The 23,134-nt window shown below is 68.9% G+C and carries 20 protein-coding genes and 2 tRNA genes; 14 read left to right on the plus strand and 8 right to left on the minus strand.

The window, feature by feature from the left end:
* Window position 1: 1 nt before the first annotated feature.
* Window positions 2-718: an MgtC/SapB family protein gene (locus tag V5F61_RS03395; protein ID WP_393987354.1), complete on the minus strand. Its 717-nt coding sequence runs from the start codon at window positions 716-718 to the stop codon at window positions 2-4.
* A 132-nt stretch (window positions 719-850) separates the two neighbouring features.
* On the opposite strand from V5F61_RS03395, the gene V5F61_RS03400 reads away from it, so the two are divergent.
* From V5F61_RS03400 to serA, 9 genes are all read left to right on the plus strand, one after another.
* The gene (locus V5F61_RS03400) at window positions 851-1,060 is read left to right on the plus strand and encodes a hypothetical protein (RefSeq protein ID WP_393987355.1); all 210 of its coding nucleotides are present in this window, start codon (window positions 851-853) and stop codon (window positions 1,058-1,060) included.
* An 88-nt stretch (window positions 1,061-1,148) separates the two neighbouring features.
* The gene (gene leuC / locus V5F61_RS03405) at window positions 1,149-2,576 is read left to right on the plus strand and encodes a 3-isopropylmalate dehydratase large subunit (protein WP_393987356.1); all 1,428 of its coding nucleotides are present in this window, start codon (window positions 1,149-1,151) and stop codon (window positions 2,574-2,576) included.
* 330 nt (window positions 2,577-2,906) lie between these two features.
* A complete protein-coding gene (locus tag V5F61_RS03410; RefSeq protein ID WP_393987357.1) occupies window positions 2,907-3,350 on the plus strand; it encodes a metallopeptidase family protein in 444 nt (147 codons plus the stop codon).
* Between the two features lie 61 nt (window positions 3,351-3,411).
* Entirely contained in the window at window positions 3,412-3,972 is a 561-nt protein-coding gene (locus tag V5F61_RS03415; RefSeq protein WP_393987358.1) for a cytochrome b, read from the plus strand.
* Between the two features lie 73 nt (window positions 3,973-4,045).
* Window positions 4,046-4,651: a 3-isopropylmalate dehydratase small subunit gene (leuD, locus tag V5F61_RS03420; RefSeq protein WP_393987359.1), complete on the plus strand. Its 606-nt coding sequence runs from the start codon at window positions 4,046-4,048 to the stop codon at window positions 4,649-4,651.
* 269 nt (window positions 4,652-4,920) lie between these two features.
* Window positions 4,921-6,924 (plus strand): cation:proton antiporter domain-containing protein, encoded by a 2,004-nt coding sequence (locus tag V5F61_RS03425; RefSeq protein ID WP_393987360.1) that lies wholly within the window; start codon window positions 4,921-4,923, stop codon window positions 6,922-6,924.
* A gap of 536 nt (window positions 6,925-7,460) precedes the next feature.
* Window positions 7,461-8,375 (plus strand): outer membrane protein, encoded by a 915-nt coding sequence (locus tag V5F61_RS03430; protein WP_393987361.1) that lies wholly within the window; start codon window positions 7,461-7,463, stop codon window positions 8,373-8,375.
* Between the two features lie 167 nt (window positions 8,376-8,542).
* Complete coding sequence (locus tag V5F61_RS03435) at window positions 8,543-9,718, plus strand: phosphoserine transaminase (protein WP_393987362.1); 1,176 nt, start codon at window positions 8,543-8,545, stop codon at window positions 9,716-9,718.
* A 38-nt stretch (window positions 9,719-9,756) separates the two neighbouring features.
* Entirely contained in the window at window positions 9,757-11,343 is a 1,587-nt protein-coding gene (gene serA / locus V5F61_RS03440) for a phosphoglycerate dehydrogenase (RefSeq protein ID WP_393987363.1), read from the plus strand.
* Window positions 11,344-11,441: 98 nt separating this feature from the next.
* Here the strand turns inward: serA and V5F61_RS03445 are convergent, their stop codons facing one another.
* Window positions 11,442-12,401 (minus strand): DMT family transporter, encoded by a 960-nt coding sequence (locus tag V5F61_RS03445; protein WP_393987364.1) that lies wholly within the window; start codon window positions 12,399-12,401, stop codon window positions 11,442-11,444.
* Between the two features lie 211 nt (window positions 12,402-12,612).
* Here V5F61_RS03445 and yhdJ point away from each other — a divergent pair, with 211 nt between their 5' ends.
* Window positions 12,613-13,494 (plus strand): adenine-specific DNA-methyltransferase, encoded by an 882-nt coding sequence (gene yhdJ, locus V5F61_RS03450; protein ID WP_393987365.1) that lies wholly within the window; start codon window positions 12,613-12,615, stop codon window positions 13,492-13,494.
* Window positions 13,495-13,561: 67 nt separating this feature from the next.
* Here the strand turns inward: yhdJ and V5F61_RS03455 are convergent.
* The 4 genes from V5F61_RS03455 to V5F61_RS03470 all read right to left on the minus strand — a co-directional run bounded on the left by V5F61_RS03455 (window position 13,562) and on the right by V5F61_RS03470 (window position 14,718).
* Window positions 13,562-13,638: transfer RNA gene (locus tag V5F61_RS03455), tRNA-Arg, on the minus strand.
* 206 nt (window positions 13,639-13,844) lie between these two features.
* Window positions 13,845-14,150, minus strand: a complete 306-nt coding sequence (locus V5F61_RS03460; protein ID WP_393987366.1) for an ETC complex I subunit — start codon at window positions 14,148-14,150, stop codon at window positions 13,845-13,847.
* A 116-nt stretch (window positions 14,151-14,266) separates the two neighbouring features.
* Window positions 14,267-14,542: a hypothetical protein gene (locus tag V5F61_RS03465; protein ID WP_393987367.1), complete on the minus strand. Its 276-nt coding sequence runs from the start codon at window positions 14,540-14,542 to the stop codon at window positions 14,267-14,269.
* Between the two features lie 99 nt (window positions 14,543-14,641).
* Window positions 14,642-14,718: transfer RNA gene (locus V5F61_RS03470), tRNA-Pro, on the minus strand.
* Between the two features lie 432 nt (window positions 14,719-15,150).
* Here V5F61_RS03470 and V5F61_RS03475 point away from each other — a divergent pair.
* From V5F61_RS03475 to V5F61_RS03490, 4 genes are all read left to right on the plus strand, one after another.
* Window positions 15,151-16,344 (plus strand): ABC transporter substrate-binding protein, encoded by a 1,194-nt coding sequence (locus tag V5F61_RS03475; RefSeq protein ID WP_393987368.1) that lies wholly within the window; start codon window positions 15,151-15,153, stop codon window positions 16,342-16,344.
* 212 nt (window positions 16,345-16,556) lie between these two features.
* Complete coding sequence (locus tag V5F61_RS03480) at window positions 16,557-18,422, plus strand: ABC transporter permease (protein WP_393987369.1); 1,866 nt, start codon at window positions 16,557-16,559, stop codon at window positions 18,420-18,422.
* Window positions 18,419-19,201 (plus strand): ABC transporter ATP-binding protein, encoded by a 783-nt coding sequence (locus tag V5F61_RS03485; RefSeq protein WP_393987370.1) that lies wholly within the window; start codon window positions 18,419-18,421, stop codon window positions 19,199-19,201. The genes V5F61_RS03480 and V5F61_RS03485 overlap by 4 nt, the downstream gene beginning before the upstream one ends.
* Entirely contained in the window at window positions 19,198-19,902 is a 705-nt protein-coding gene (locus V5F61_RS03490) for an ABC transporter ATP-binding protein (RefSeq protein ID WP_393987371.1), read from the plus strand. Before V5F61_RS03485 ends, V5F61_RS03490 begins: the two co-directional genes overlap by 4 nt.
* A 76-nt stretch (window positions 19,903-19,978) precedes the next feature.
* On the opposite strand, the gene V5F61_RS03495 is transcribed toward V5F61_RS03490, so the two are convergent.
* Both V5F61_RS03495 and V5F61_RS03500 read right to left on the minus strand, forming a co-directional pair.
* The gene (locus tag V5F61_RS03495) at window positions 19,979-21,226 is read right to left on the minus strand and encodes a mechanosensitive ion channel family protein (protein ID WP_393987372.1); all 1,248 of its coding nucleotides are present in this window, start codon (window positions 21,224-21,226) and stop codon (window positions 19,979-19,981) included.
* A gap of 162 nt (window positions 21,227-21,388) precedes the next feature.
* Complete coding sequence (locus V5F61_RS03500) at window positions 21,389-23,002, minus strand: acyl-CoA synthetase (RefSeq protein WP_393987373.1); 1,614 nt, start codon at window positions 23,000-23,002, stop codon at window positions 21,389-21,391.
* Between the last annotated feature and the right edge of the window lie 132 nt (window positions 23,003-23,134).

The following is a 23,134-nucleotide window of genomic DNA, read 5'->3' on the forward strand; positions in this document are numbered from 1 at the left end:
ATCAGTTCTGGGTGGTGATTTCCCAGGTGGCGTGGGCGACGCCGGGCACATGCTTCAGCCGCTCCACCACGTCGTCCAGCTCGGCGCGGTCCACGGCGGTGCTGACCAGCCGCGCCACGATATCCACGCCATCTCCCACACCACGTTCGGTATCGACGTCGGCGGCCGGGTACTTGGCGGCGTCGAGGATGTCGTTGACGAGGTCGCGCACGACGGCAGCGGTGGCGGTGCCGGTGGAGACCCGCACCTCGTAGGTGATCTCCGAGACCCGCTCGTTGATGGGGATGCGGTCGATGAAGGCCGCGAGCGGCCGCAGCACGGTGTTACCGGCGACGATGATGAAGGTGATGAGCACCGCCTCGGCAAGCATGTCGGAGCCGGTGCACGAGCCCACCGCCGCCGAGCACCACAGGGTGGCCGCCGTATTGAGCCCGCGGATGTTGAGGCCTTCCTTCATGATGACGCCGGCGCCCAGGAAGCCGACGCCCGTGACGACGTTGGCCACCACGCGCATGGCGTCCTGCGGGCTGCCGACGCGGTTGGCGAGGTCCGCGAACGCGGCCGCCCCCACCGCCACCAGTACGTTGGTGCGCAGGCCCGCCGTGCGCTGGCGATACTGCCGCTCCGCCCCGATGATGGTGCCCAGCACGAATGCCGCGCCCAGGCTGATGATGGAATCGAGGAAGCTCGCCATTTCGAACGCCGCGATGAAACGCACGCTGTTTCCCCCAGATTGCCGGGCGCCCGGGCCCGGCGGGTGCGTAGCCGCCGGCCGCAAGCGTGGCAATACCCCTTCGCCGGGGTGCGCCGCGGCCATCTCTCGCTCATGTGTGGGGCCATGTGGCGGCGCATGATTGTCGCGGCAGCGTGGAACTGCTACAAACCCTTCATGTCCTATGCGTGCGCCATTTCCACGAGCCTGAGCCGGGCGGCCTTCTGCGCCGCCGGGCCGTTCGCGCGCACCACCATGGAATTCGCGGCGGTGCCTGACCATGTGCGCCTGCCGGGCCGTTTCTTCGGCCGCTTCACCACCGCCGCCTCGGCCGTGCTCGGGCGCTGACGCGCCCTCCCATCCGCCTTTCCTGTTCGGACCGGCCGCCCCATGCGCGCGCCGGCCTCTACTCGGCTTAAGACCTAAGGACAGACCCATGACCGCACCCGCCGGCAGCCCGCGCACCCTGTACGACAAGATCTTCGACGACCACGTGGTGGCCCGCCAGGACGACGGCACCTGCCTGCTCTATATCGACCGCCACCTGGTGCACGAGGTGACGAGCCCGCAGGCGTTCGAAGGCCTGCGCATGACCGGCCGCCCGGTGCGCGCGCCGCAGAAGACCCTGGCGGTGGTGGACCACAACGTCCCCACCACTGACCGTACCCTGCCGAACCCCGACCCCGAGAGCGTCGCTCAGATCGCCGCTTTGGCGGAGAACACCAAGGAATTCGGCATCGAATATTACGACGGCTTCGACAAGCGCCAGGGCGTGGTGCACGTGGTGGGCCCCGAACAGGGCTTCACCCTGCCCGGCACCACCATCGTGTGCGGCGACAGCCACACCTCCACCCACGGCGCTTTCGGCGCGCTCGCCCACGGCATCGGCACGTCCGAGGTGGAGCATGTGCTGGCCACCCAGACGCTGATCCAGAAAAAGGCGAAGAACATGCGCGTCACCGTCGACGGGAAGCTTCCCGAAGGCGTGGGCGCCAAGGACGTGGTGCTGGCCATCATCGGCACCATCGGCACCGCCGGTGGCACCGGCTATGTGATCGAATATGCCGGCGACGTCATCCGCGATCTCTCCGTGGAAGGGCGCATGACGGTGTGCAACATGTCCATTGAGGGCGGCGCCCGCGCCGGGCTCGTGGCGCCGGACGAGAAGGCGTTCGAATATCTCAAGGGCCGGCCCAAGTCGCCCAAGGGCGAGGACTGGGAGAAGGCGGTCGCCTTCTGGCGCTCCCTGCGTTCCGATGAAGGCGCGGTGTTCGACGCCGAGATCCGGCTCGACGGCGCGGCCCTGCCGCCCATCGTCTCCTGGGGCACCAGCCCCGAGGACGTGATCTCCGTGGAAGGCGTGGTGCCCGATCCGGAGCTGATCGCCGACGAGGTGAAGCGTGCCGCCAAGAAGCGCGCGCTTGCCTACATGGGCCTTTCCGCCGGCACGAAGATCACCGACATCGGTATCGACCGCGTGTTCATCGGCTCCTGCACCAACGGCCGCATCGAGGACATGCGCGCCGCCGCGGCGGTGGTGGCGGGCCACACCGTGAACCCCCGCGTCAATGCCATCGTGGTTCCCGGCTCTGGCCTCGTGAAGGAGCAGGCGGAGGCCGAGGGCCTGGACAAGATCTTCCTGGCCGCCGGCTTCGAGTGGCGTGAGCCCGGCTGCTCCATGTGCCTTGCCATGAATGCTGACCGGCTGAAGCCGGAGGAGCGCTGCGCCTCCACCTCGAATCGCAATTTCGAGGGCCGCCAGGGCTTCAAGGGGCGCACCCACCTAGTGTCGCCCGCCATGGCGGCGGCCGCCGCCATCGCCGGCCACTTCGTGGACGTGCGCGCCTTCCCGAAGGCGGGCTGAGCACGGGGCGCAGCGTTGCGGATGGGAGACGCACCAGCGAAAGCCGTAACGTCTCCCATCACGATCGCGTGATTGTGATGGGGCCAGTGATCCCCCGCACGATCCCCGGTTCAGGCCGGAACGGACGCGGTGAGCGCGAAGGCGGCGGTGGTGGCCTCGTGCGGGGCGAAAAACGCTGCAATTCCGAGAATGGTCGCCAGCGCACCGGCGACCGCGAGCTTGCGAAGCATGGTGTCACTCCTGATCGCTGTCTTCAGGGTGAACGTCGCGGGCCGTTAACAGTTCCTTAACCATAAGGGGGTGCGCGGGTCCGTGTTTCGGGAGCAGGGCATGTCGGCAAGAAGCAAATCGGAGGCGCGCGCGCCGGCGCACGCCTGGGACGATCTGAAGGCGCCCGGCCTCGCCGAATGCGAGGCGCTGGCCCACGCCGCTTTCGCCCGGCTGCCCGCGGACTTCCGCAAGCTGTGCAAGGACGTGGTGATCGTGATCGAGGACTTCCCCACCGACGACGTGCTCGACGCCCTGGGCGCCGAGACGCCGTTCGATCTCCTGGGCCTGTTCCAGGGGGTGGGGCAGGCCCAGGGCGGAGCCATGGCCCAGACCGGGCAGATGCCGAACATGGTGTTCCTCTATCGCCGCCCCATCCTCGATTATTGGGCGGAGCACGAGGAGACCCTGGGGGACGTCGTCTCCCATGTGCTGGTGCACGAGATCGGGCATCATTTCGGCCTGTCAGACGAGGACATGGCCGCCGTGGAAGCGGAGGCGGAGTGAGCGCGGTGCTGGACCCGCTTACGGCACCGTTTTAGAAGAGTTCCAGAAACAGGAGCCCTCCATGCCCGTCGACCCTTCCCTCACGCGTTATCCGCCGCTCGCCAGGGCGCTGCACTGGCTCACCGTGCTCGCGGTGATCGTGGTGTTCGGTCTCACCTATCTCACCGGCCTGTTCGAGCGCGGCTCGCCGCCGCGCCTCCTCATCTGGTGGCTGCACATTTCCTTCGGCCTGCTGCTGATCGCCGTTCTGGCGGTGCGCATTCCCAACCGCATCTTCGGGCGGGTGCCAGCGCCCTCGAAGCAGATCAGCCGCCCGGTGGCGATCGCTTCGGAGGCGGCGCACGGCCTGCTCTACCTGCTGCTGATCGCGACGCCGCTCGTGGGCGTCTATCTCGCCTTCCTGCGGGGCGATGCGGTCACTTTTTTCTCGCTGTTCACGATCCCCTCGCCGATCGCGGTCGACCGCACCTTCGCGCGACAGGTGATCGAGGTGCATGAATGGCTCGCGAACGCGCTGGTTATCGTGGCGCTGCTGCATGCGGTGGCGGCGATCGGGCACCATTTCGTGCTCAAGGACGACGTGCTGAGGCGGATGCTCCCCGGACGGGACGGGGCCGCCTGAGGGCGATCATGAATGCGCGCGCCGGGCGGGCATGGCCCGGCGCGCCGACACGTTTCGAATGAGGGAAGGTTCCATGGAGAAGTTCACCGTTCTCGAAGGCGTCGCGGCGCCGCTGAAGCTGGTCAATGTCGATACCGACATGATCATCCCCAAGCAGTATCTGAAGACGATCAAGCGCACCGGCCTCGGCACCGGGCTGTTCTCGGAGATGCGCTACAAGGAGGACGGCTCGGAGAATCCCGATTTCGTCCTGAACCAGCCGGCATATCGCACGGCGAAGATCCTGGTGGCGGGCGATAATTTCGGCTGCGGCTCATCGCGTGAGCATGCGCCGTGGGCGCTGCTCGACTTCGGCATCCGCTGCGTGATCTCCACTTCGTTCGCGGACATCTTCTACAACAACTGCTTCAAGAACGGCATCCTGCCCATCGTGGTGTCCAAGGACGACCTCGACAAGCTGTTCGAGGATGCCGAGCGCGGCGCCAACGCCACCCTCACCGTGGACCTCGCGGCCCAGGAGATTCGCGGCCCCGACGGCGGCAAGGTGCGGTTCGAGATCGACCCCTTCCGCAAGCGCTGCCTGCTGGAGGGGCTGGACGACATCGGCCTCACCCTGGAGAAGGCGCCCGCCATCGCCTCCTACGAGACCGCCAAGGCGGTCGAGCAGCCCTGGCTCTGAGCGCGTCATCCCCCTGAGCGAAGGGCACCCCCGTCGGGGTGCCCTTTTTTGTGTCCGCCGGCCGTCTTCTGACGTGCTGTCTTCATGTGAATCGGATTCCAGTTCCCGGTACGGCAGGCGCCCCCTGCGACCATGCGACCTGATTTACGGGAAATGCTGGACCCGCCTCAGCTTTCCCTTAATCTGAGGGCATTTCCTGCATTCCCACATCGGCGCGCCCTCGGGCACGCGGGTACCTTTTGTTTGTTTCGATGCTCCGGAGGTGAAGCTTGCCCCACGATACGCCGCTGATCGCGACCCTCGTCGGGGCTTTCGTGCTGGCTTTCGCCTTCGGCGCGCTGGCGCAGCGGCTGCGGCTGTCGCCGCTGGTGGGCTACTTGCTCGCGGGTGTCATGGCGGGGCCGTTCACTCCCGGCTTCGTGGCGGACCAGCACCTGGCCGAGCAGCTGGCCGAGGTGGGCATCATCCTGCTCATGTTCGGCGTGGGTCTGCATTTCTCCCTGAGCGACCTGCTCTCCGTGAAGGCCATCGCGGTGCCCGGCGCCGTGCTGCAGATCGGCGTGGCGACGGCGATGGGCATGGGCCTCGCGTATTTCATGGGCTGGGGCATCGGCGGCGGCCTGGTGTTCGGCCTTGCCCTCTCGGTGGCGAGCACGGTGGTGCTGCTGCGCGCCCTGCAGGAACGGCGCATGATCGAGAGCGAGCAGGGCCGCATCGCGGTCGGCTGGCTCATCGTCGAAGACCTCGCCATGGTGCTCACGCTGGTGCTGCTGCCGGCCATGTCCGAGGCGCTGGGCGGCAAGGCGGTGCACGCCGGGGCCGCCGGCGACTGGTTCGGCCCCATGGATGTGTGGACCTCCATCGCCGTCACCCTCGCCAAGGTCGCGGCGTTCGTGGCGCTCATGCTGGTGGTGGGACGGAGGGTGATTCCGTTCATCATGCATTGGGTGGCGCATGTGGGCTCGCGCGAGCTGTTCCGCCTCGCGGTGCTGGCGGTGGCGCTCGGCGTGGCGTTCGGCTCGGCCAAGCTGTTCGGCGTGTCGTTCGCCCTGGGCGCCTTCTTCGCCGGCATGGTGCTGAGCGAGTCTCCGCTCTCCCAGCGCGCCGCGGAGGAGACGCTGCCCCTGCGCGATGCCTTCGCCGTGCTGTTCTTCGTCTCCGTGGGCATGCTGGTGGACCCGGAGATCATCATCACCCAGCCGCTGCCGCTCATCGCGACCCTCGCCATCGTGCTGCTGGGCAAGTCGGTGGCGGCCTATGTGCTGGTGCGCATGTTCGGCTATGCCAAGCTTACGGCCTTCACCATCTCCGCCTCCCTGGCGCAGATCGGCGAGTTCTCCTTCATCCTGGTCGCCCTGGGCATGAGTCTCGGCCTGCTGCCGAAGGAGGGCAGCGACCTGATCCTGGCCGCCGCCATCATCTCCATTGTCGCCAATCCATTCTTCTTCCTGGTGCTCGATCGCTTTCGCGCCCGCAAGATGGCGCAGGACATGGCGCGCACCATGGCCCGCAAGATGGAAAAGGCCGAGGCCAAGGCCGTGAAGGCGGAGGAGAAGGCCATCGCCAAGGCAGAGGCGAAGGCGGAAGCCAAGGCCGAGGCGAAGCAGGCTAAGGCGGAGGCCAAGGCTGCCGCCAAGGCGGAGGCGAAGGCGGTCACGGCCGGCGAGGCGGCCGCATCCGCGCAGGACGACGACAACCCCGAGGTTCTGCAGATCACCGATAAGGAGGGCCACACGGTCATCGTCGGCTATGGCCGCGTGGGCCGGCTGGTGGCCGATGGCCTGAAGGCGGCGGGCGTGCCGCTGCTGGTGATCGAGGACCAGCAGGACCGCGTGGAGGAGCTGCGCGCCGGCGGCTTCGAGGTGGTCAATGCCAACGCCGCTTCGCCGGCTGCCATCACCGCCGCCAACCTCGCCGGGGCGAAGCGGCTCATTCTCGCCATTCCCAACGGTTTCGAGGCGAGCGGCGTGCTGAAGAAGGCGCGGGCGGTCAATCCAGGCATCGAGATCATCGCCCGCGCCCATTCCGACGAGGAAGTGGACCGCCTGCGGGCCACCGGCGCCAACTTCATCATCATGGGCGAGCGCGAGGTGGCGCGCGGCATGCTGGGCCATGTTCTGCCCCCGGCCGAGGCTGCGGCTGAGATTCCGGAAATGGCCCCCGTGCCGGAGGAGCCCGCGGCTGAAGCTGCGCAGGAAGCCGCCGCCGAAGAGGCGCCGCCGCAGGCCGCTGCGGCGCCTGCAGGCGCACCGACGGCGGAAGACGCGCGGTAGGTTGCGCCCAGTGCCCTCCGCGGCGCGGCGGGCCATGTCTCAAGCATGCGTGGTGGCGTGGGTGGTGCTGCGTGTCAGCGCCTGCCCACCGCCGTTTCCGGGACAACGCGGAGGTCACATCCGCCGGCGGCATGGTGCGCGACACCGTGGGGCCTGATCGCGCTGCCTGAACGCATAGTCGTGGCGGCTGCGGTGGGCGGCGCCTTTCCCGCGCCGCGCCGCGGCGTGCCGGCCTCCGAGCCGGCAGCGCGCCTGTTCGCGACGGCCTTCGCTTTTCCATCTTGCCGGTACTGCGCATACCTGCGCGCGGGCGCCGCGGCGGCGCTTCCCGATATGCTTGATCCTAAATGCAACCATTTAGTGTTTCTTAACCATGCGTAGCGTAAACCAGTATTGCCGAGCACATATACATGCGCCTTTCATGTTTTTATCTTCCTGCGCGAACTCAGGCGTGGGCGGAAGAGTAATCCCGCGCGCATACGGTGCTCTGTTCAGTTTGTGTCCTGATTTGGTCCGTTGTGGGCTGGGAGCTGAATATGAAATCCGCAATTCTCGCCGCTGCCGCATTCGCTGTCGTGTCGGCGCCGGCTGCCGCTGCCGACCTCGGCAGTGCCTATCCTGTCAAGAGCGCGCCGGTGCCCACCTTCTCCTGGACCGGTTTCTACATCGGCGGCAATGCCGGTGTTGGCGCGGGCCGGGTGCAGAATGATGAACTGCGGTCGGTGGGGCCCAACAACCAGACTTATTACAACTACCGCACCAATACGTTCCGCAACTACGGGCCGGGCACGCTCCTCGGCACCAGCTCGAATTCGGTCACCTCGTCGGGCGCGGTGGTCGGCGGGCAGGTCGGCTACAATTATCAGCTTCGCAACAACATCGTGCTTGGTGTCGAGACCGATCTCCAGTGGTCCGGTGTCAAGGGAAAGACGCGGAGTGATTTCAATAATGGTCTGGTAAATCAGTATTATTATTATTACGATCCCGCAACAAATACGCAGAACGTCGCGAGCATTTATGGCGGCCAGGGTGAAAGAAGCGCTGGCGTCGATTACTTTGGAACCATCCGCGCCCGCGTAGGCTATGCGATGGATCGGTTCCTGCCTTATTTCACCGGCGGCGCAGCCTATGGGCGCACCTCGGTGGAGGGCTCCGACACCACCCTCACCAATGTCGCGTCGTGGGATTGGACCGGCACGCGGCTGCCGGACAGGACGCGTAGCACCACTGTCGGCCTGCCCTCGCAGTCCGAGGAAAAGTGGGGCTGGACCATCGGCGGCGGCGGCGAGTTCGCCGTGACCAACAACTGGCTCGTGAAGGCGGAATACCTTTACGTTGATCTTGGCAGTTCAGAATATACCTACCTGAACACCCAGGATAACACCTACCACACCGGCACCGCCGACTTCAAATTCCACACCGTGCGGGCCGGCGTGAACTACAAGTTCTGATCGGTGTTCCGGGGAGCCCGCAGCAGTCATCGGCGGGCGCCCGACCTCTTCCAGAGCGCCGCAACGGAAGCCGCGCGGGCCGTGCTTGACGCGCCCCGCGCCGCGGGCGTATCGCCACGCGCGGGCCACCTCCCCCCAACGGGAGGCGATCATCTGGAAGGATGCTCATGACTGCGAACCCCGCTCCGGCCACGCGACCGGAGAATCCCAATTTTTCCTCCGGCCCGTGCGCCAAGCGCCCCGGCTGGTCTCTTGAGGCGCTTTCCGATGCGCCGCTCGGCCGTTCCCACCGCGCCAAGGTGGGCAAGGTCAAGCTGAAGGAGGCCATCGACCTCACGCGCGAGGTGCTGGAGATCCCGGACGGTTACCGCATCGGCATCGTGCCCGCCTCCGATACCGGAGCGGTGGAGCTTGCCCTGTGGTCGCTGCTGGGCGCGCGTCCGGTGGACATGCTGGCCTGGGAATCCTTCGGCGAAGGCTGGATCACCGACGTGGTGAAGCAGCTCAAGCTTTCCGGCGTCCGCGCCATCACCGCCCCCTACGGCGAGCTGCCCGACCTGTCCACGGTGGATTTCAGCCACGATGTGGTCTTCACCTGGAACGGCACCACCTCCGGCGTGATGGTGCCCGACGGCGAATGGATTCCGGCCGACCGGCAGGGCCTCACCATCTGCGACGCCACCTCGGCGGCGTTCGCGCAGCGGGTGGATTTCGCCAAGCTCGATGTGGTCACCTTCTCCTGGCAGAAGGTGCTGGGCGGGGAGGGCGCGCACGGCATGCTCATCCTCTCCCCGCGCGCGGTGGAGCGGCTCGAGAGCTACACCCCCGCCTGGCCGCTGCCCAAGATCTTCCGCCTTACGAAGGGCGGCAAGCTCATGGAAGGCATCTTCGTGGGCGAGACCATCAACACGCCCTCCATGCTGTGTGTGGAAGACTATATCGACGCCCTGACGTGGGCGCGGAACATCGGCGGGCTCGCGGCGCTGCAGGAGCGCTCCAACCGTAATTTCGAGGCCATCGCCCAGTGGGTGGCGGTGACGCCGTGGGTGGATTTCCTGGCCAGGGACCCGGTGACCCGCTCCAACACCTCCGTGTGCCTCAGGGTGGTGGACCCGGCCGTGACCGCCCTGCCGGCGGAAGCGCAGGCGGCGTTCGCCAAGGCCATTTCCTCGGGGCTGGAGAAGGGCGGCATCGCGTATGACATCGGCTCCTATCGCGACGCCCCTCCCGGCCTGCGCATCTGGTGCGGCGCCACGGTGGAGCGTTCCGATGTCGCGTCCCTGACCCACTGGCTCGACTGGGCCTTCAACGAGGCCAGGGCCGCGCTGCCCCAGGCGGCCTGAGCCGCCCGCGCGGCGAACCTCGGCGCCGGAGCATGGTCATGGCCCCCCGCGTCCTCATCTCCGACCCGCTCTCCCCGGCCGCGATCCGCATCTTCGAGGATCGCGGCATCGCGGTGGACCTGCGCCCGGAGCTGGGGCCGGACAAGGAGCGGCTGGCCGCCGCCATCGGCGCCTATGAGGGGCTGGTGGTGCGCTCCGGCACGCGCGTGACACCCAAGGTGCTGGCGCACGCGGGGCGGCTGAAGGTTATCGGCCGCGCCGGCACCGGGGTGGACAATATCGACCTTGCCGCCGCCACCGCGCGCGGCGTGGTGGTGATGAACACGCCGTTCGGCAATTCCATCACCACCGCCGAGCATGCCATCGCGCTCATGTTCGCCCTCGCCCGGCAGATCCCGGCGGCGGATGCCTCCACCCAGGCCGGCCGCTGGGAGAAGGAGCGCTTCATGGGGGTGGAACTCACGGGCAAGACCCTGGGCGTCATCGGCTGCGGCAACATCGGCTCTATCGTCGCCGAGCGGGCGCTGGGGCTGCGCATGAAGGTGATCGCCTTCGATCCCTTCCTCTCGGTGGACCGTGCGCTTGCCCTCGGGGTGGAGAAGGTGGAGCTCGACGCCCTGCTCGCCCGCGCCGACGTCATCAGCCTGCACACGCCGCTCACCGAGAAGACACGAAACATCCTCTCCGCGCAGAATATCGCCCGCGCCAAGGCGGGGGTGCGCATCATCAACTGCTCGCGCGGCGGGCTCCTCGACGAGGCAGCGCTGGCCGCGGCGCTCGACAGCGGCCATGTGGCCGGCGCCGCGCTCGACGTGTTCCAGGACGAGCCGGTCCTGGCGAGCCCGCTGTTCGGCCGCGAGAACGTGGTCTGCACCCCCCATCTCGGCGCCGCCACCACCGAGGCGCAAGAGAACGTGGCCCTGCAGATCGCCGGCCAGATGAGCGACTATCTGCTCTCCGGCGCGGTGGTGAACGCGCTGAACTTCCCCTCCATCACGGCGGAGGAGGCGCCGCGCCTGCGGCCCCATCTGGCGCTCGCGGAGAAGCTGGGCGCCTTCTTGGGCCAGCTCACCGATACCGACATCGCGACCGTGCGCGCCACCTATGAGGGCGCGGTGGCGGGCCTCAACGTGAAGGCGCTCACCGCCGCCGCCGTGGCGGGGCTGCTGCGGCCCATGCTGCAGGAGGTGAACCTCGTCTCTGCGCCCGCCCTGGCGCGGGCGCGGGGCGTGGGCATCGAGGAGACCACCCGCGCCGCGGCGGGCGACTATGAAAGCCTCATCACCCTTTCGGTGGTGGCGGGCGGTGCCGTGCGCACGGTCTGCGGCACCGTGTTCGCGGACGGGCACCCGCGCATCGTCGCCGTCAACGGCATCAAGATGGAGGCCGCCTTCGCCCCGGCGATGATCTATGCGGAGAACATCGACAAGCCGGGCTTCGTGGGCCAGCTCGCGAGCCTGCTGGGGGCGGCGGGCGTCAACATCGCCACCTTCTCCCTCGGCCGGGACCGGGCGGGGGGCGAGGCTGTCGCTTTGGTGGCGGTGGACGGACCCCTGCCGGCAGGGCTGATGGACGCGGCGCGGGCCCTGCCGCAGGTGCGGCTGGCGCGGCTGCTCGCCTTCTGACGCCCGGCCCCGGCCGCTGCCAGTTCAGTTTTGCTCAAGCAGCGCGCGGGCTTGGCCTGGGAGCCGTGAGAAAGGCCTGCGCGCCTCTGGCATGGGCCTCAGCGCGGATCGCCGGCCGTGGGCGTCCCTTCCGGCGCCGCCTTGGGCCGCGCCTTGCGCGCGGCGAAGGTGGCGAGGGCGATGCCGGTGATGACCAGCGCATAGCCGCCGAGGTGGAACCACGCCACCTGCTCGCCCAGGAAGGCGATGGCGAGCCCGGTGCCGAACACCGGCATCAGGTGCAGGAAGGGCGCCGCCGTGTTGGCGCCCACCAGCTCCACCGCGCGGTTGAAGAAGAGATAGGCGACGAGCGAGGGCCCCACCATCACGTAGGCGAGGGCAAGCAGGGATTGCGTGTCCACCACGAACACGTGCCCGCTCAACGCCTCCCACAGGCCGAACGGCGCCAGCAGCAGCGCCCCGAGCGCCATGATGACGGTGAGGAAGGAAAGCCCCCCCAGCGGCGGCCGCGTGCGCAGGATGGCGGCATAGAAAGCGTAGATCAGCAGCGCGATCAGGATCCACACGTCGCCGATGTTGGGCTTCAGGTGGAGCAGGGTGTCCACCTCGCCCCGGCTGATGATGAGCAGCACCCCGCACAGGGAGGTGAGAATGCCCGCCGCCTGCCCCAGGCTCAGGCGATCGCGGAACAAGGCGAAGCTCCACACCCCCACCAGCAGTGGCGCCATGGACTGTAGCAGCAGGCCGTTCAGCGCCTCCGTATACTGCAGCGCGTAATAGCTCATGGCGTTGAAGCAGGAGATGCCGGTGGCGGCCAGCAGCAGCAGCGACCAGAAATGCGCGCGAATCACCGGCAGGTCGCGCATCACCTGCGCGTAAGAGAAGGGCAGCACGATGAGCGTCGCCCCCACCCAGCGCAGCAGCGCCAAAGTGAGCGGCGGCACGTGGCCCGCCACGTAACGCCCCACCACGAAATTGCCGGCCCACAGCAGGGAGGTGAGGGCCAGGAGCAGATAGGGCGCGTCGAACAGGCGGCGCAGGAGATGTGGTGCCGGCATGTTTCCCCCCATGTGCCGGCGCCGCGCCGGCGCGCGCCGCCGCCGCGGTGCCTCGTGGTGGGCCCGCTGCATTTGAAGGGACCTGATCGGCCAATCCGCCATGCAGTGCAAGGACCGGCCACGCGCCGCGCCCTGCGGCCAGCGCATGGCGCCGGTGGTCGGGCCGCCGCGGGCGCGGTAGTGTCCCGCCGGCGGGGGATGGAAGGGCGCCATGCGCACATTCGCGAGCGGGGAGCATGAGGTGGTCCACGGCGACGTGCTCGAGGCTCTGGCGGGCATCGGTACCGGCACGGTGGATCTGATTTTCGCCGATCCGCCCTACAATATCGGCAAGGATTTCGACGGGGTCGGAGACCGGCGCGAGGAGGGGGAATATCTCGCCTGGTGCGAAAGCTGGATCGACGAATGCCGGCGGGTGCTGCGGCCGGGCGGCAGCTTCTACCTGATGGCCTCCACCCAGATGATGCCGCACCTCGACCTCTATTGCCGTGCGCGCTTCACCATCCTCTCGCGCATCGTATGGGCCTATGACAGCTCGGGCGTGCAGGCACGCCGCAGCTTCGGTTCCATGTGGGAGCCCATCCTGCACATGGCGGCCGGGGGCGGCGCCGCAACCTTCAACGCGGAAGACATCCTGGTGGAGGCGAAGACCGGCGCGCGGCGCGGGCTGATCGACTACCGCAAGGAACCACCGAGACCCTATGCCAGCCGCAAGGTGCCGGGCAATGTGTGGAACCTGCCGCGCGTGCGCTTCCGCATGGGGGAATACGAGAATCACCCCAGCCAGAAGCCGGAGGCGCTGCTGGAGCGCATCATCCGCGCCTCCAGCCATCCAGGCGACCTTCTCCTTGACCCCTTCGCCGGCACCTTCACCACGGGGGCGGTGGCCCGGCGGCTGGGGCGGCGGTCCATCTCCATCGAGATCAACGAGGCCTATGCGCGGATCGGCATCCGCCGGCTCGCGCTGCCTTCTCCTTATTCTCCCGAAGAGCTGGCCAAGGTGAAGCGACGTAAGACCGCCAACCGCTCGAAGCATGATCGCGGGGCGGGCGCGGCTGTGGTGGAGGGCGGTGCGGCCGCAGAGGAGGCCTGATTCCCGCGGCGCCGATGCGGGCCGGGGCAACTGAGATTACGCCGGTGCGCGGCGCGGGCGGCGGAAATGGCGACCCCGGCGTGACTCGAACACGCAACCGCTCGCTTAGAAGGCGAGTGCTCTATCCAGTTGAGCTACGGGGCCGGAAAGCCGGCAACTCGGTCATCACATCCGGCATCCCGTCGTGGGCGCCACACGTGCCGGAATAAGGTGTCCGCACCCGCATGGAGGCCGGCGGAGCGGAGCCGGGAAGCCGGCGGCGCGGCCCGCCTGAAGGGCGCGCGGCGAAGGCCGGCTTCTAAGCACGCGAGCGGTCCGGCGCCCGAGGAGGCGCGGGCCGCGCAGCGGAATCAGTGGGTCCACTGCCCCATGCGGCGGAAGGAGAAGTTGTCCGAATAGGCGATCTTCTTCCGGCTCGCCTCGTGGGGCTCGAACACCTGGTAGGGGATGGCGTTGCGCTCCGCGTAGGCCACCGCCTCCTCCTTGCTCTCGAAGGTCAGGCGAATCTGGCTGCGCATGTCGGTGGAGGCGGTGTAGCCCATGAGCGGCTCCACGGTGCGTGGCTGCTCGGGCTCGTATTCCAGCACCCACTGCTTGGTGTTGGCCACGCCGGACTGCATGGCGTTGCGTGTCGGCTTGTAGATGCGTGCCACCATGATCCTTCAGCCCGCTTCCCGTCGCGGCGGGCATGCCCGCCGACCCACCAGGGTGTCTCTTCCGACAGTTTCTATAGTGAGCGCGCGGCGCGCTGACAACCGATGCCGGGCCACCCTCAGCGCAGCATGAGGCATGAGGCGGCGGCCATGGCTGCGTCATGGGCCCTGTTGAAATCCAGTTGCCCCCCGAGCACCAGCTTGCGCGTCTCCTCTGTCACCACCGCGCGCCCGTCGGCGCCGGGCACCAGCTTCGGCGCGCTCGCGGCATAGATGGCGCGGGCATCGGGCGGGAGCTTCACGGCGCAGCGGTCTGCGGCCGGCTGGTCCGCCAGGGCCGGGCCGGCGGCGAGCAGGGTCCCCAGAAGGGAGGCGGTGAGGACGACCGATGTCATGCGCATCATAGAGTTCCGATTCCGCCCGGCGCGGGCGGGCGGAGTTGAGGCGCAACGCACGAGCGAATGCAAGGGGCGCTCCGGCCACTTCGGAAGGGGTGGTCGGAGCAGCAGGATTTGAACCTGCGACCCTCTGCTCCCAAAGCAGATGCGCTACCAGGCTGCGCTATGCTCCGACACGGGGAGAATGGCGCCATTCCTACATTTCGCGGGGCCGGAGCGCAAGGGCGGCGGAACACGATCGGGGAACGGAATGGAGACGACGGGCATGATGCGGGGTGAAAATCCCCGAAGAATTCTCGAAGTGCGCGCATGCTCCGGTCTCATCGGGCCGAAGGCCGGTCTCCGGGTTTTTGCGTGACCGCCACCGCCTCCGTCGCTCGGGGCAAGGGTCCGCAGGGGGGGCACGGCGGATGTGGCGCGCAGCATCCCGTTGGGGCATATGGACGCGGCGGGCGGGCGCGGGTGCGGAATAGGCCTCCGGCGCCTTGTTCCGCCCGGCTTGCGGCAGGGCGCGGGGCGCGTCAAAAGCAGGCCCGCCTTGCGCTAGACTGGCGGAAAGCGCGACATGCGGCCCGGCACGCGGGCTGAGCGGAGGGGATGAGCGGATGAGACGGATGATGGCACTGGCGCTCGCCGCCCTGCTCGCGGCCGGCGGGGCTGCGCGGGCCGCGGACGACATCAAGGTGGGCGAGATCAATTCCTACTCGGCGCTGCCCGGCTTCACCGAGCCCTACCGCAAGGGCATGGAGCTGGCGCTGAAGCAGATCAACGATGCCGGCGGCATCAAGGGGCGCAAGCTCGTCATCATCACCAAGGACGACGGCGGCAAGCCGGGCGACGCGCTCACCGCCGCCAACGAGCTCGTCACCCGCGACGGGGTGGTGATGATCGCCGGCGGCTTCCTCTCCAACGTCGGCCTCGCGCTCTCCGATTTCGCGAAGCAGAAGAAGGTGATGTACCTCGCCTCCGAGCCGCTCACCGATGCCATGGTGTGGTCGAAGGGCAATGCCTACACCTTCCGCCTGCGCACCTCCAATTACATGCAGGCGGCCATGCTGGCGGAAGAGGCGGCCAAGCTGCCGGCGAAGCGCTGGGCCACCATCGCACCGAACTATGAGTTCGGGCAGTCCTTCGTGGCGGTGTTCAAGGAGCTGCTGAAGAAGCGGCGGCCGGACGTGGAGTTCGTGGCCGAGCAGTGGCCCCCGCTCAACAAGATTGATCCCGGCCCGGTGCTCCAGGCCATCGACGCGGCCAAGCCAGATGCCATCCTCAACGCCACCTTTGCCGGCGACCTCGTGAAGCTGGTGCGCGAGGGCAATACACGCGGCGTGTTCAAGGACCGCGCGGTGGTGAGCTATCTCACCGGCGAGCCGGAATATCTCGACCCCCTGAAGGACGAGGCGCCCGAAGGCTGGATCGTCACCGGCTACCCCTGGTATTCCATCGACACGCCCGAGCATAAGGCGTTCCTTGATGCCTACCAGCAGCTCCACAAGGACTATCCGCGCCTCGGCGCCGTGATCGGCTATTCCACGGTGAAGAGCATCGCCGCGGCGCTGGCGGCGGCGGACGACCTCTCCACCGAAAGCCTGCTCAAGGCCATGGGAAACCTGAAGGTTTCCACCCCCTACGGCGACATCGTCTACCGCGCGGCTGACCACCAGTCGACCCTCGGCGCCTTCGTGGGCAAGACCGCGCTGAAGGACGGCAAGGGCATCATGGTGGACGTGGTGTTCAAGAAGGGCGCCGACTACCTGCCGAGCGAGGAAGACGCCGCGAAGATGCGCCCGGCGAACTGAGCCGTCCTCGCCGCCTTCTCCGCGTGACCGGTCCGCCGCGCGTCCTTTTTCAGGGCGGGGCGGCGGTCCGGGGGCCTTCCCTCCGGCCCGCGGGTGGCGGGTAATGGGTCCCAAGGGGCGGCGCGATCCAGCCGCCCGGCCGCCCGATGCGGACCTTGCCGCCGAGGGGCGGAACCACAAGACCTCCCCGCCGGGGAACGAAAGGCGCTGCCGTGGATTTCCTGCTGATCCAGGCCCTGAGCGGGCTCGCCAGCGCCGCTTCCCTGTTCCTGGTGGCGTCGGGCCTGTCGATCATCTTCGGCGTCACGCGCATCGTGAACTTCGCCCACGGCGCCTTCTACATGCTCGGCGCCTACGTGGCCTTCACCCTCACCGAGCGCTTCTCGGGGCCGCTTGGCTTCTGGGGCGGCCTGCTGGCGGCGAGCCTCGCGGTGGCGGTCCTGGGCGCGCTCATGGAAATGGTGTTGCTGCGCCGCATCTATCAGGCTCCCGAGCTGTTCCAGCTTCTCGCCACCTTCGGCGTCACGCTGATGGTGGAGGACCTGGTGGTGCTGGCCTGGGGGCCGGACGATCTCATGGGCCCGCGCGCGCCGGGCTTCTCCGGCGCGGTGCCGGTGCTGGGCCGCCTGGTGCCCAGCTATGATCTCCTGCTCATGGCGCTGGGCCCGGCGGTGCTGGGGGCATTGTGGCTGCTGTTCCACCGCACGCGCTGGGGCGTGCTGGTGCGGGCCGCGACGCAGGACCGCGAGATGGTGGCCTGCCTGGGCGTGAACCAGAAGTGGCTGTTCACCGGCGTGTTCGCCCTCGGCGTGTTCCTGGCGGCGCTCGGCGGCGCCCTGCAGATCCCGCGCACCACCGTCACCCATGCCATGGACCTCTCCATCATCGTGGAGGCGTTCGTGGTGGTGGTCATCGGCGGGCTGGGCTCGGTCACGGGGGCGTTCGTGGCGGCGGTGCTGGTGGCGGAGCTGAACGCGTTCGGCATCCTGGTGCTGCCGCAGATCTCCATGGTCACGGTGTTCCTGGTGATGGCGCTGGTGCTGGTGGTGCGGCCCTGGGGCCTGTTCGGCCGGCCGGATGCCGCCCCGCGCGCCGGCACCGGCCTTTCCGCGCGGCCGTGGCGCCCGCTCTCCCCGGCGGCGCGCCTCGGCGCCGTGCTGGTGGTGGCCATGGCGGCGGCGCTGCCGCTGGTGGCGGGCGGCTATGCGCTCGGCGTCGGCGCCGAGATCCTGGTGTTCGTGCTGTTCGCGGCGAGCCTGCAATTCATGATGTCCACCGGCGGCCTCGCCTCCTTCGGCCATGCCGCCTATTTCGGCCTCGGCGCCTATGGCGCTGCGCTCGCCGCCACGGGGCTCGGCGCGTCCATGGGGGTAGCGCTGGCGCTCGGCCCGCTGCTGGCGCTCGCGGGGGCGGCGCTGTTCGGCTGGTTCTGCGTGCGGCTATCCGGGGTCTATCTCGCCATGCTCACCCTCGCCTTCGCGCAGATCACGTGGTCGGTGGCGTTCCAGTGGATGGAGGTGACGGGGGGCGACAACGGCATCCTGGGCGTGTGGCCGGCGGCCTGGGCCGCGAGCCCGCAGGGCTTCTACTGGCTCGCGCTCACGCTCGCGGTGGCAGGTGTGGCGGCGCTGCGCATGCTGGTGTTCTCCCCCTTCGGCTACGCCTTGCGGGCCGCGCGCGACAGCGCCCTGCGCGCCGAGGCGCTCGGCATCGACCCGCGGCGGGTGCAGTGGGCCGCCTTCGCGGTGGCGGGCACGTTCGCCGGCCTAGCCGGGGCGCTGTTCGCCTTCCTGAAAGGGTCGGTCTTTCCCGAGGTGCTGGCGATTCCGGTCTCCGTGGATGCGCTGGTGATGGTGCTCCTGGGCGGCATCGGCACGGTTTCCGGCGCGGTGGCGGGGGCGGTGGTCTACAAGGCGCTCGCCATCTGGCTCATGAGCCAGACCGATCTTTCCAAGCTGGTGCTGGGGGCGGTCATCGTGCTGCTGGTGGTGGCTTTTCCGAAGGGCATCGCCGGCTTCGCCGAAAGCGTTCTCGCGCGGGTGCGCCCGCCGCGGGACGGCGCGGAGACGGCGCCATGACCGCGCTGCTGGAGGCGCGGGGGCTCGCCAAGTCCTATGCGGGGGTGCACGCGGTGCGGGATGTCTCCTTCTCGCTGCGCGCGGGGGAGATGCTGGCGCTCATCGGCCCCAACGGCGCGGGCAAGAGCACCTGCTTCAACATGCTCAACGGGCAGATCCGCCCGGATGCCGGCACCATCTCCCTCGCGGGCGAGGCGGTGACGGGCCTGCCGCCGCGCACCATGTGGCGGCGTGGGGTGGGGCGCACCTTCCAGGTCACCGCCACCTTCGCCTCCATGACGGTGCGGGAGAACCTTCAGGTGGCGCTGCTCTCCCACCATCGCCGGCTCTGGCGGCCGGTGGGCCGCGCCGGCGCCGCCTGCCGCGCGGAGGCCGAGGAACTGCTGGCGCAGGTGGGCATGGTGGACCAGGCGGAGCGGCCCTGCGGCGCGCTCGCTTATGGCGACCTGAAGCGGCTGGAGCTGGCCATGGCCCTCGCCAACCGGCCGCGCCTCTTGCTCATGGATGAGCCCACCGCCGGCATGGCCCCCGGCGAGCGGGCGGAACTGATGCGCCTCGCCGCCTCCCTCGCCCGCGCACGGGGCATGGGCGTGCTCTTCACCGAGCACGACATGGACGTGGTGTTCGAGCATGCGGATGCCGTGATGGTGCTGGACAGGGGCGAGGTGATTGCCCGTGGCGCCCCGCAGGAGGTGCGGCGGGACCCGAGGGTGCGGGCGGTTTATCTCGGCGAGGGCCTGCTGCACGCGGGCGGGCGCCATGGGGAGGCGGGGCGATGAGGCTCGACGCGCAGGGCCTCGACGCCTTCTATGGACAGGCCCACATCCTGTTCGCCGTGGACCTTGCGGTGGGCGAGGGCGAGGTGGTGGCCCTGCTGGGCCGCAATGGCGCCGGCAAGACCACCACCTTCCGTTCGCTGATGGGCCTCGTGCCCCGGCGCGCGGGCCGGGTGCTGCTGGCGGGCGAGGACATCTCGCGCCTGCCGCCCTACGAGATCGCGCGGCGCGGCCTCGGCTACGTGCCGGAAGACCGGCGCATCTTCACCGACCTGACGGTGGAGGAGAACCTGGAGGTGGGCCGCCGGCCGCCGCGCCCCGGCGTCGCCACCTGGACCGTGGAGCGCATCTGCGCCCTCTTCCCCAATCTCGGCGAGATGCGCGGGCGGCGGGGCGGGCAGATGAGCGGGGGCGAGCAGCAGATGCTCGCCATCGCCCGCACGCTCATGGGCAATCCCGCCCTGGTGCTGCTGGACGAGCCCTCCGAGGGCCTCGCGCCGCGCATCGTGGAGCAGATGGCTGAGGCCATCGTGGCCATGAAGCGGGAGGGGCTCGGCATTCTCGTGAGCGAGCAGAACCTCCACTTCGCGCGGCTGGTGTGCGACCGCGCCTACATCCTCGAACGGGGGCGGGTGCGTTTCGGCGGCACCATGGCCGAGCTGGAGGCCGCGCCGGAGCTGCGCGACGCCTATCTGGCGGTGTGACGGCGCGCGGCGCCGGCGCGGGGCGGGAGCGAAACGCGGCCGGCGCCGGCCAGGGACCGGAGCCAATGGCCTGGAATCAGCCGCGCGGCGCCTCCGGCATCAGCGGCGCCTCGTCCGGCGTGCCGGCTGCCGGCTGGATGCGCGGGCGGGCATCCTCCGGCGGCAGGAACAGGTCTGGCCGCCCGCCCGGCACGGATTCCACATAGAGCGACGTGGAGGGGAAGGCGAAGCTGCTGCCGGCGCCCAGCACGATCTCCATGATCTTGTAGGCGAGCCGCTCCTTCACCTGCAGCCACTCGCCCCATTTGGTGGTCTGCGTGAAGCAGTAGACCATGATGTTGATGGACGAGGCACCGAAGGAATCGATGCGCACGAAGGTGGAGGCGAGCGTGTAGGGGACGAAGTCGTCGCAGGTGTGGATGTGCTGCTCGATGCCGTCGCGGATGGCCTTGAGCTGGTCCACCGTTGCGGAATAGGGCACGCCGATCACCCAGTAGATGCGGCGCCGGCGCATCTGGCTGTAGTTGATGACGGCGTTGTCCGCGAGATCCGAGTTCGGCACCTGGACCGCAGAATCGTCGAACTGCCGGATGCGGGTGGAGCGGAAGCCGATGCTCTCCACCGTGCCCTCGATGACGCCCTGCACCTTCACCCAGTCGCCATACTGGAAGCGCCGCTCCAGCAGGATCAGCACGCCCGAGATGAGGTTCTTGAACAGCGCCTGAGAGCCGAGCGCGACCGCCGCGCCGGCGATGCCCATGCCCGCCAGCAGCGGCCCGATCTTGATACCCCATTGCTGCAGGACGGCCGCCAGCGCGAAGAAGGCGAAGAAGCACTTCACCGCCTTGCGGGTCCAGTCGATCACCGAATCCGTCAGCCGGCCCGCGTGCGGCCGAAGCTGCTCGGTGACCGGCTCCACCAGCGCGATGATGGTCCAGTAGACGAAGACGATGAACAGCGTCTCCACCACCCGTTCGGAGAACAGCTTGACCGGGCTGTTTTCGTCGATCTTCACGGCCTCGAAGGCCAGGAACGTCCCGAACACGACGGGCAGGAGCTCCACCGGCCCCGCCAGCGCCCGCCGGAGGTTTTCCCGGAAATCCCGCTTGTCGACGCCGAACAGCAGCCCCATGCCCAGGAAGATGACGTGGCGGATGGGCCGGCGGATGGCGAAGAAGAATGCCAGGATCACCACCGCGACGATGAGCCGGTCGAAGGGAAAGCCCGCGGCGTCGTTGAAGACCTCCATGAGCGGCCTGCTGATGGAGGTGTAGATGCCGTCGAACGTGCTCACGATGTCGCTGGGAACATAGCTGTCCAGCATGGGCGGGGGGTCCTCCCAGGGAAGCGCCGGCGGTGCCTGGTGGGTACCAGGTGGGTTCAGGGGGCGGATGAATTCCCCCGCACCATGGCAGCGCCCGCGAAGGAGGGGAAGCCTCCTCCCCCGCCACGCATTCCTTCCGCAAGGCTCCCGAGTGCCTCGCCCTCAGCCCAGCGCGCGCAGCTCGCGCCGCAGGATCTTGCCGGTGGCGGTCATGGGCAGGCTCTCGGCGAAGGCGATCTGCCGGGGATACTCATGGGCCGAGAGGCGGCTCTTCACATGCTCCTGCAGCTCGCGCGCCAGCTCGGGCGTGCCCGCGTGGCCCGGCTTCAGCACCAGCCACGCCTTCACCGCCTCGGTGCGCACGGGGTCCGGCACCCCCACCACCGCCGCCAGCGCCACCGCCGGGTGCTTCAGAAGGCAGTCCTCGATCTCGCCGGGCCCGATGCGGTAGCCGGCGGAGGTGATGACATCGTCCGCCCGGCCCACGTACCAGAGGTAGCCGTCCTCGTCCTGCCGCCCCCGATCGCCCGTCAGGAGGAAGTCGCCGGCATATTTCTGGGCGGTGGCCTCGGGGTTGCGCCAATATTCCAGCATCATCACCGGATCGCCCCGGCGCACGGCGATGTTGCCTTCTTCGCCCACCGGCAGCTCGTGGCCCGCGTCGTCCACGATGCGCACGTCGTGCCCGGGCATGGGCTTGCCCATGGCGCCGGGGCGGATGGGGAAGAATTCGGAGTTGGAGCCCACCACAAGGTTGCATTCGGTCTGGCCGTAGATCTCCCGCGCCTCCACGCCCAGCCGCTCGGCCACGAAGGCGCCCAGCTCCGCCCCCAGCGTCTCGCCGCCGGTGAGGAGCGAGCGCAGCTTCAGCGCGCGCGGCTTCACGTCCGCCTGCCGCAGCAGCTTCAGGGCGGTGGGCGGCAGGAACACGTTGCGCACGCCGTGTTCCGCCATCAGCGCCATGGCGGCCTCGGGGTCGAACTTCCGGGCGCGGTGGGCCAGCACCGGCACGCCCAGGTGCAGGGTGGGGAACAGCACGTCGAACAGGCCGCCGATCCAGGCCCAGTCGGCGGGCGTCCAGTGCAGGTCGCCGGGCTGGGGCATGCCGCGGTGGATGACCTGGAGGCAGGGCAGGTGGCCGAGCAGAACCCGGTGGCCGTGCAGCGCCCCCTTCGGATTGCCGGTGGTGCCGGAGGTGAAGATGATGATGCCGGGGTCGTCCGGCGTCGTCTCCACCGGCGTGAAGCGGTCGGATGCAGCCTCCAGCGCCGTGTCGAACAGGCGGGCATGGGCCGCGCCGGGGTCCGTGCCGGTGACGAAGACATGGGCGAGATCGGGCAGGCGCGCGCGCAGCTCCTCCAGCTTGGCGAGGCCGGAAAGGTCCGTCACCAGCGCCCGCGCGCCGGAGGCGGCAAGGCGGTATTCCAGCGCCTCGGCGCCGAACAGCGTGAACAGCGGCACAGAGACCATGCCCGCCTTGAAGGCGCCGATATGGGCGATGGCCGTTTCCGGCGCCTGGGGCAGGAACACCGCCACCCGGTCTCCGCGCTGGAGGCCCGCCGCCGTCAGCACGTTGGCGAATCGGTTGGTGAGCGCCTTCAGCTCATCGAAGCTGTAGGCGCGCGTGGCGCCCGTCTCCTCCACGAAGATCAGCGCTGGCCGGCCGGAGCCGTCCGCATGGGCATCGGCGCAGGCGACGCCCATGTTGTAGCGCTCCGGAATGTTCCAGGAGAAGGCGCGCCGAAGGGTCTCATAACAGGGGCTGGCGGGCGACATTGGTTTCCTCCGCATGGCGCCTTTTCGTCTCGCGCGCCGGCGCGGCGGGAAGCTCCCGCTCGCGGCCGGCGCGGGCGGGCGCCTTCCGTGCGTTCAGGAAACGATCGAACGTTTTTTTAATGCGGCGGTCAA

The organism is Xanthobacter sediminis (assembly GCF_043195015.1).
GTDB lineage: Bacteria > Pseudomonadota > Alphaproteobacteria > Rhizobiales > Xanthobacteraceae > Xanthobacter.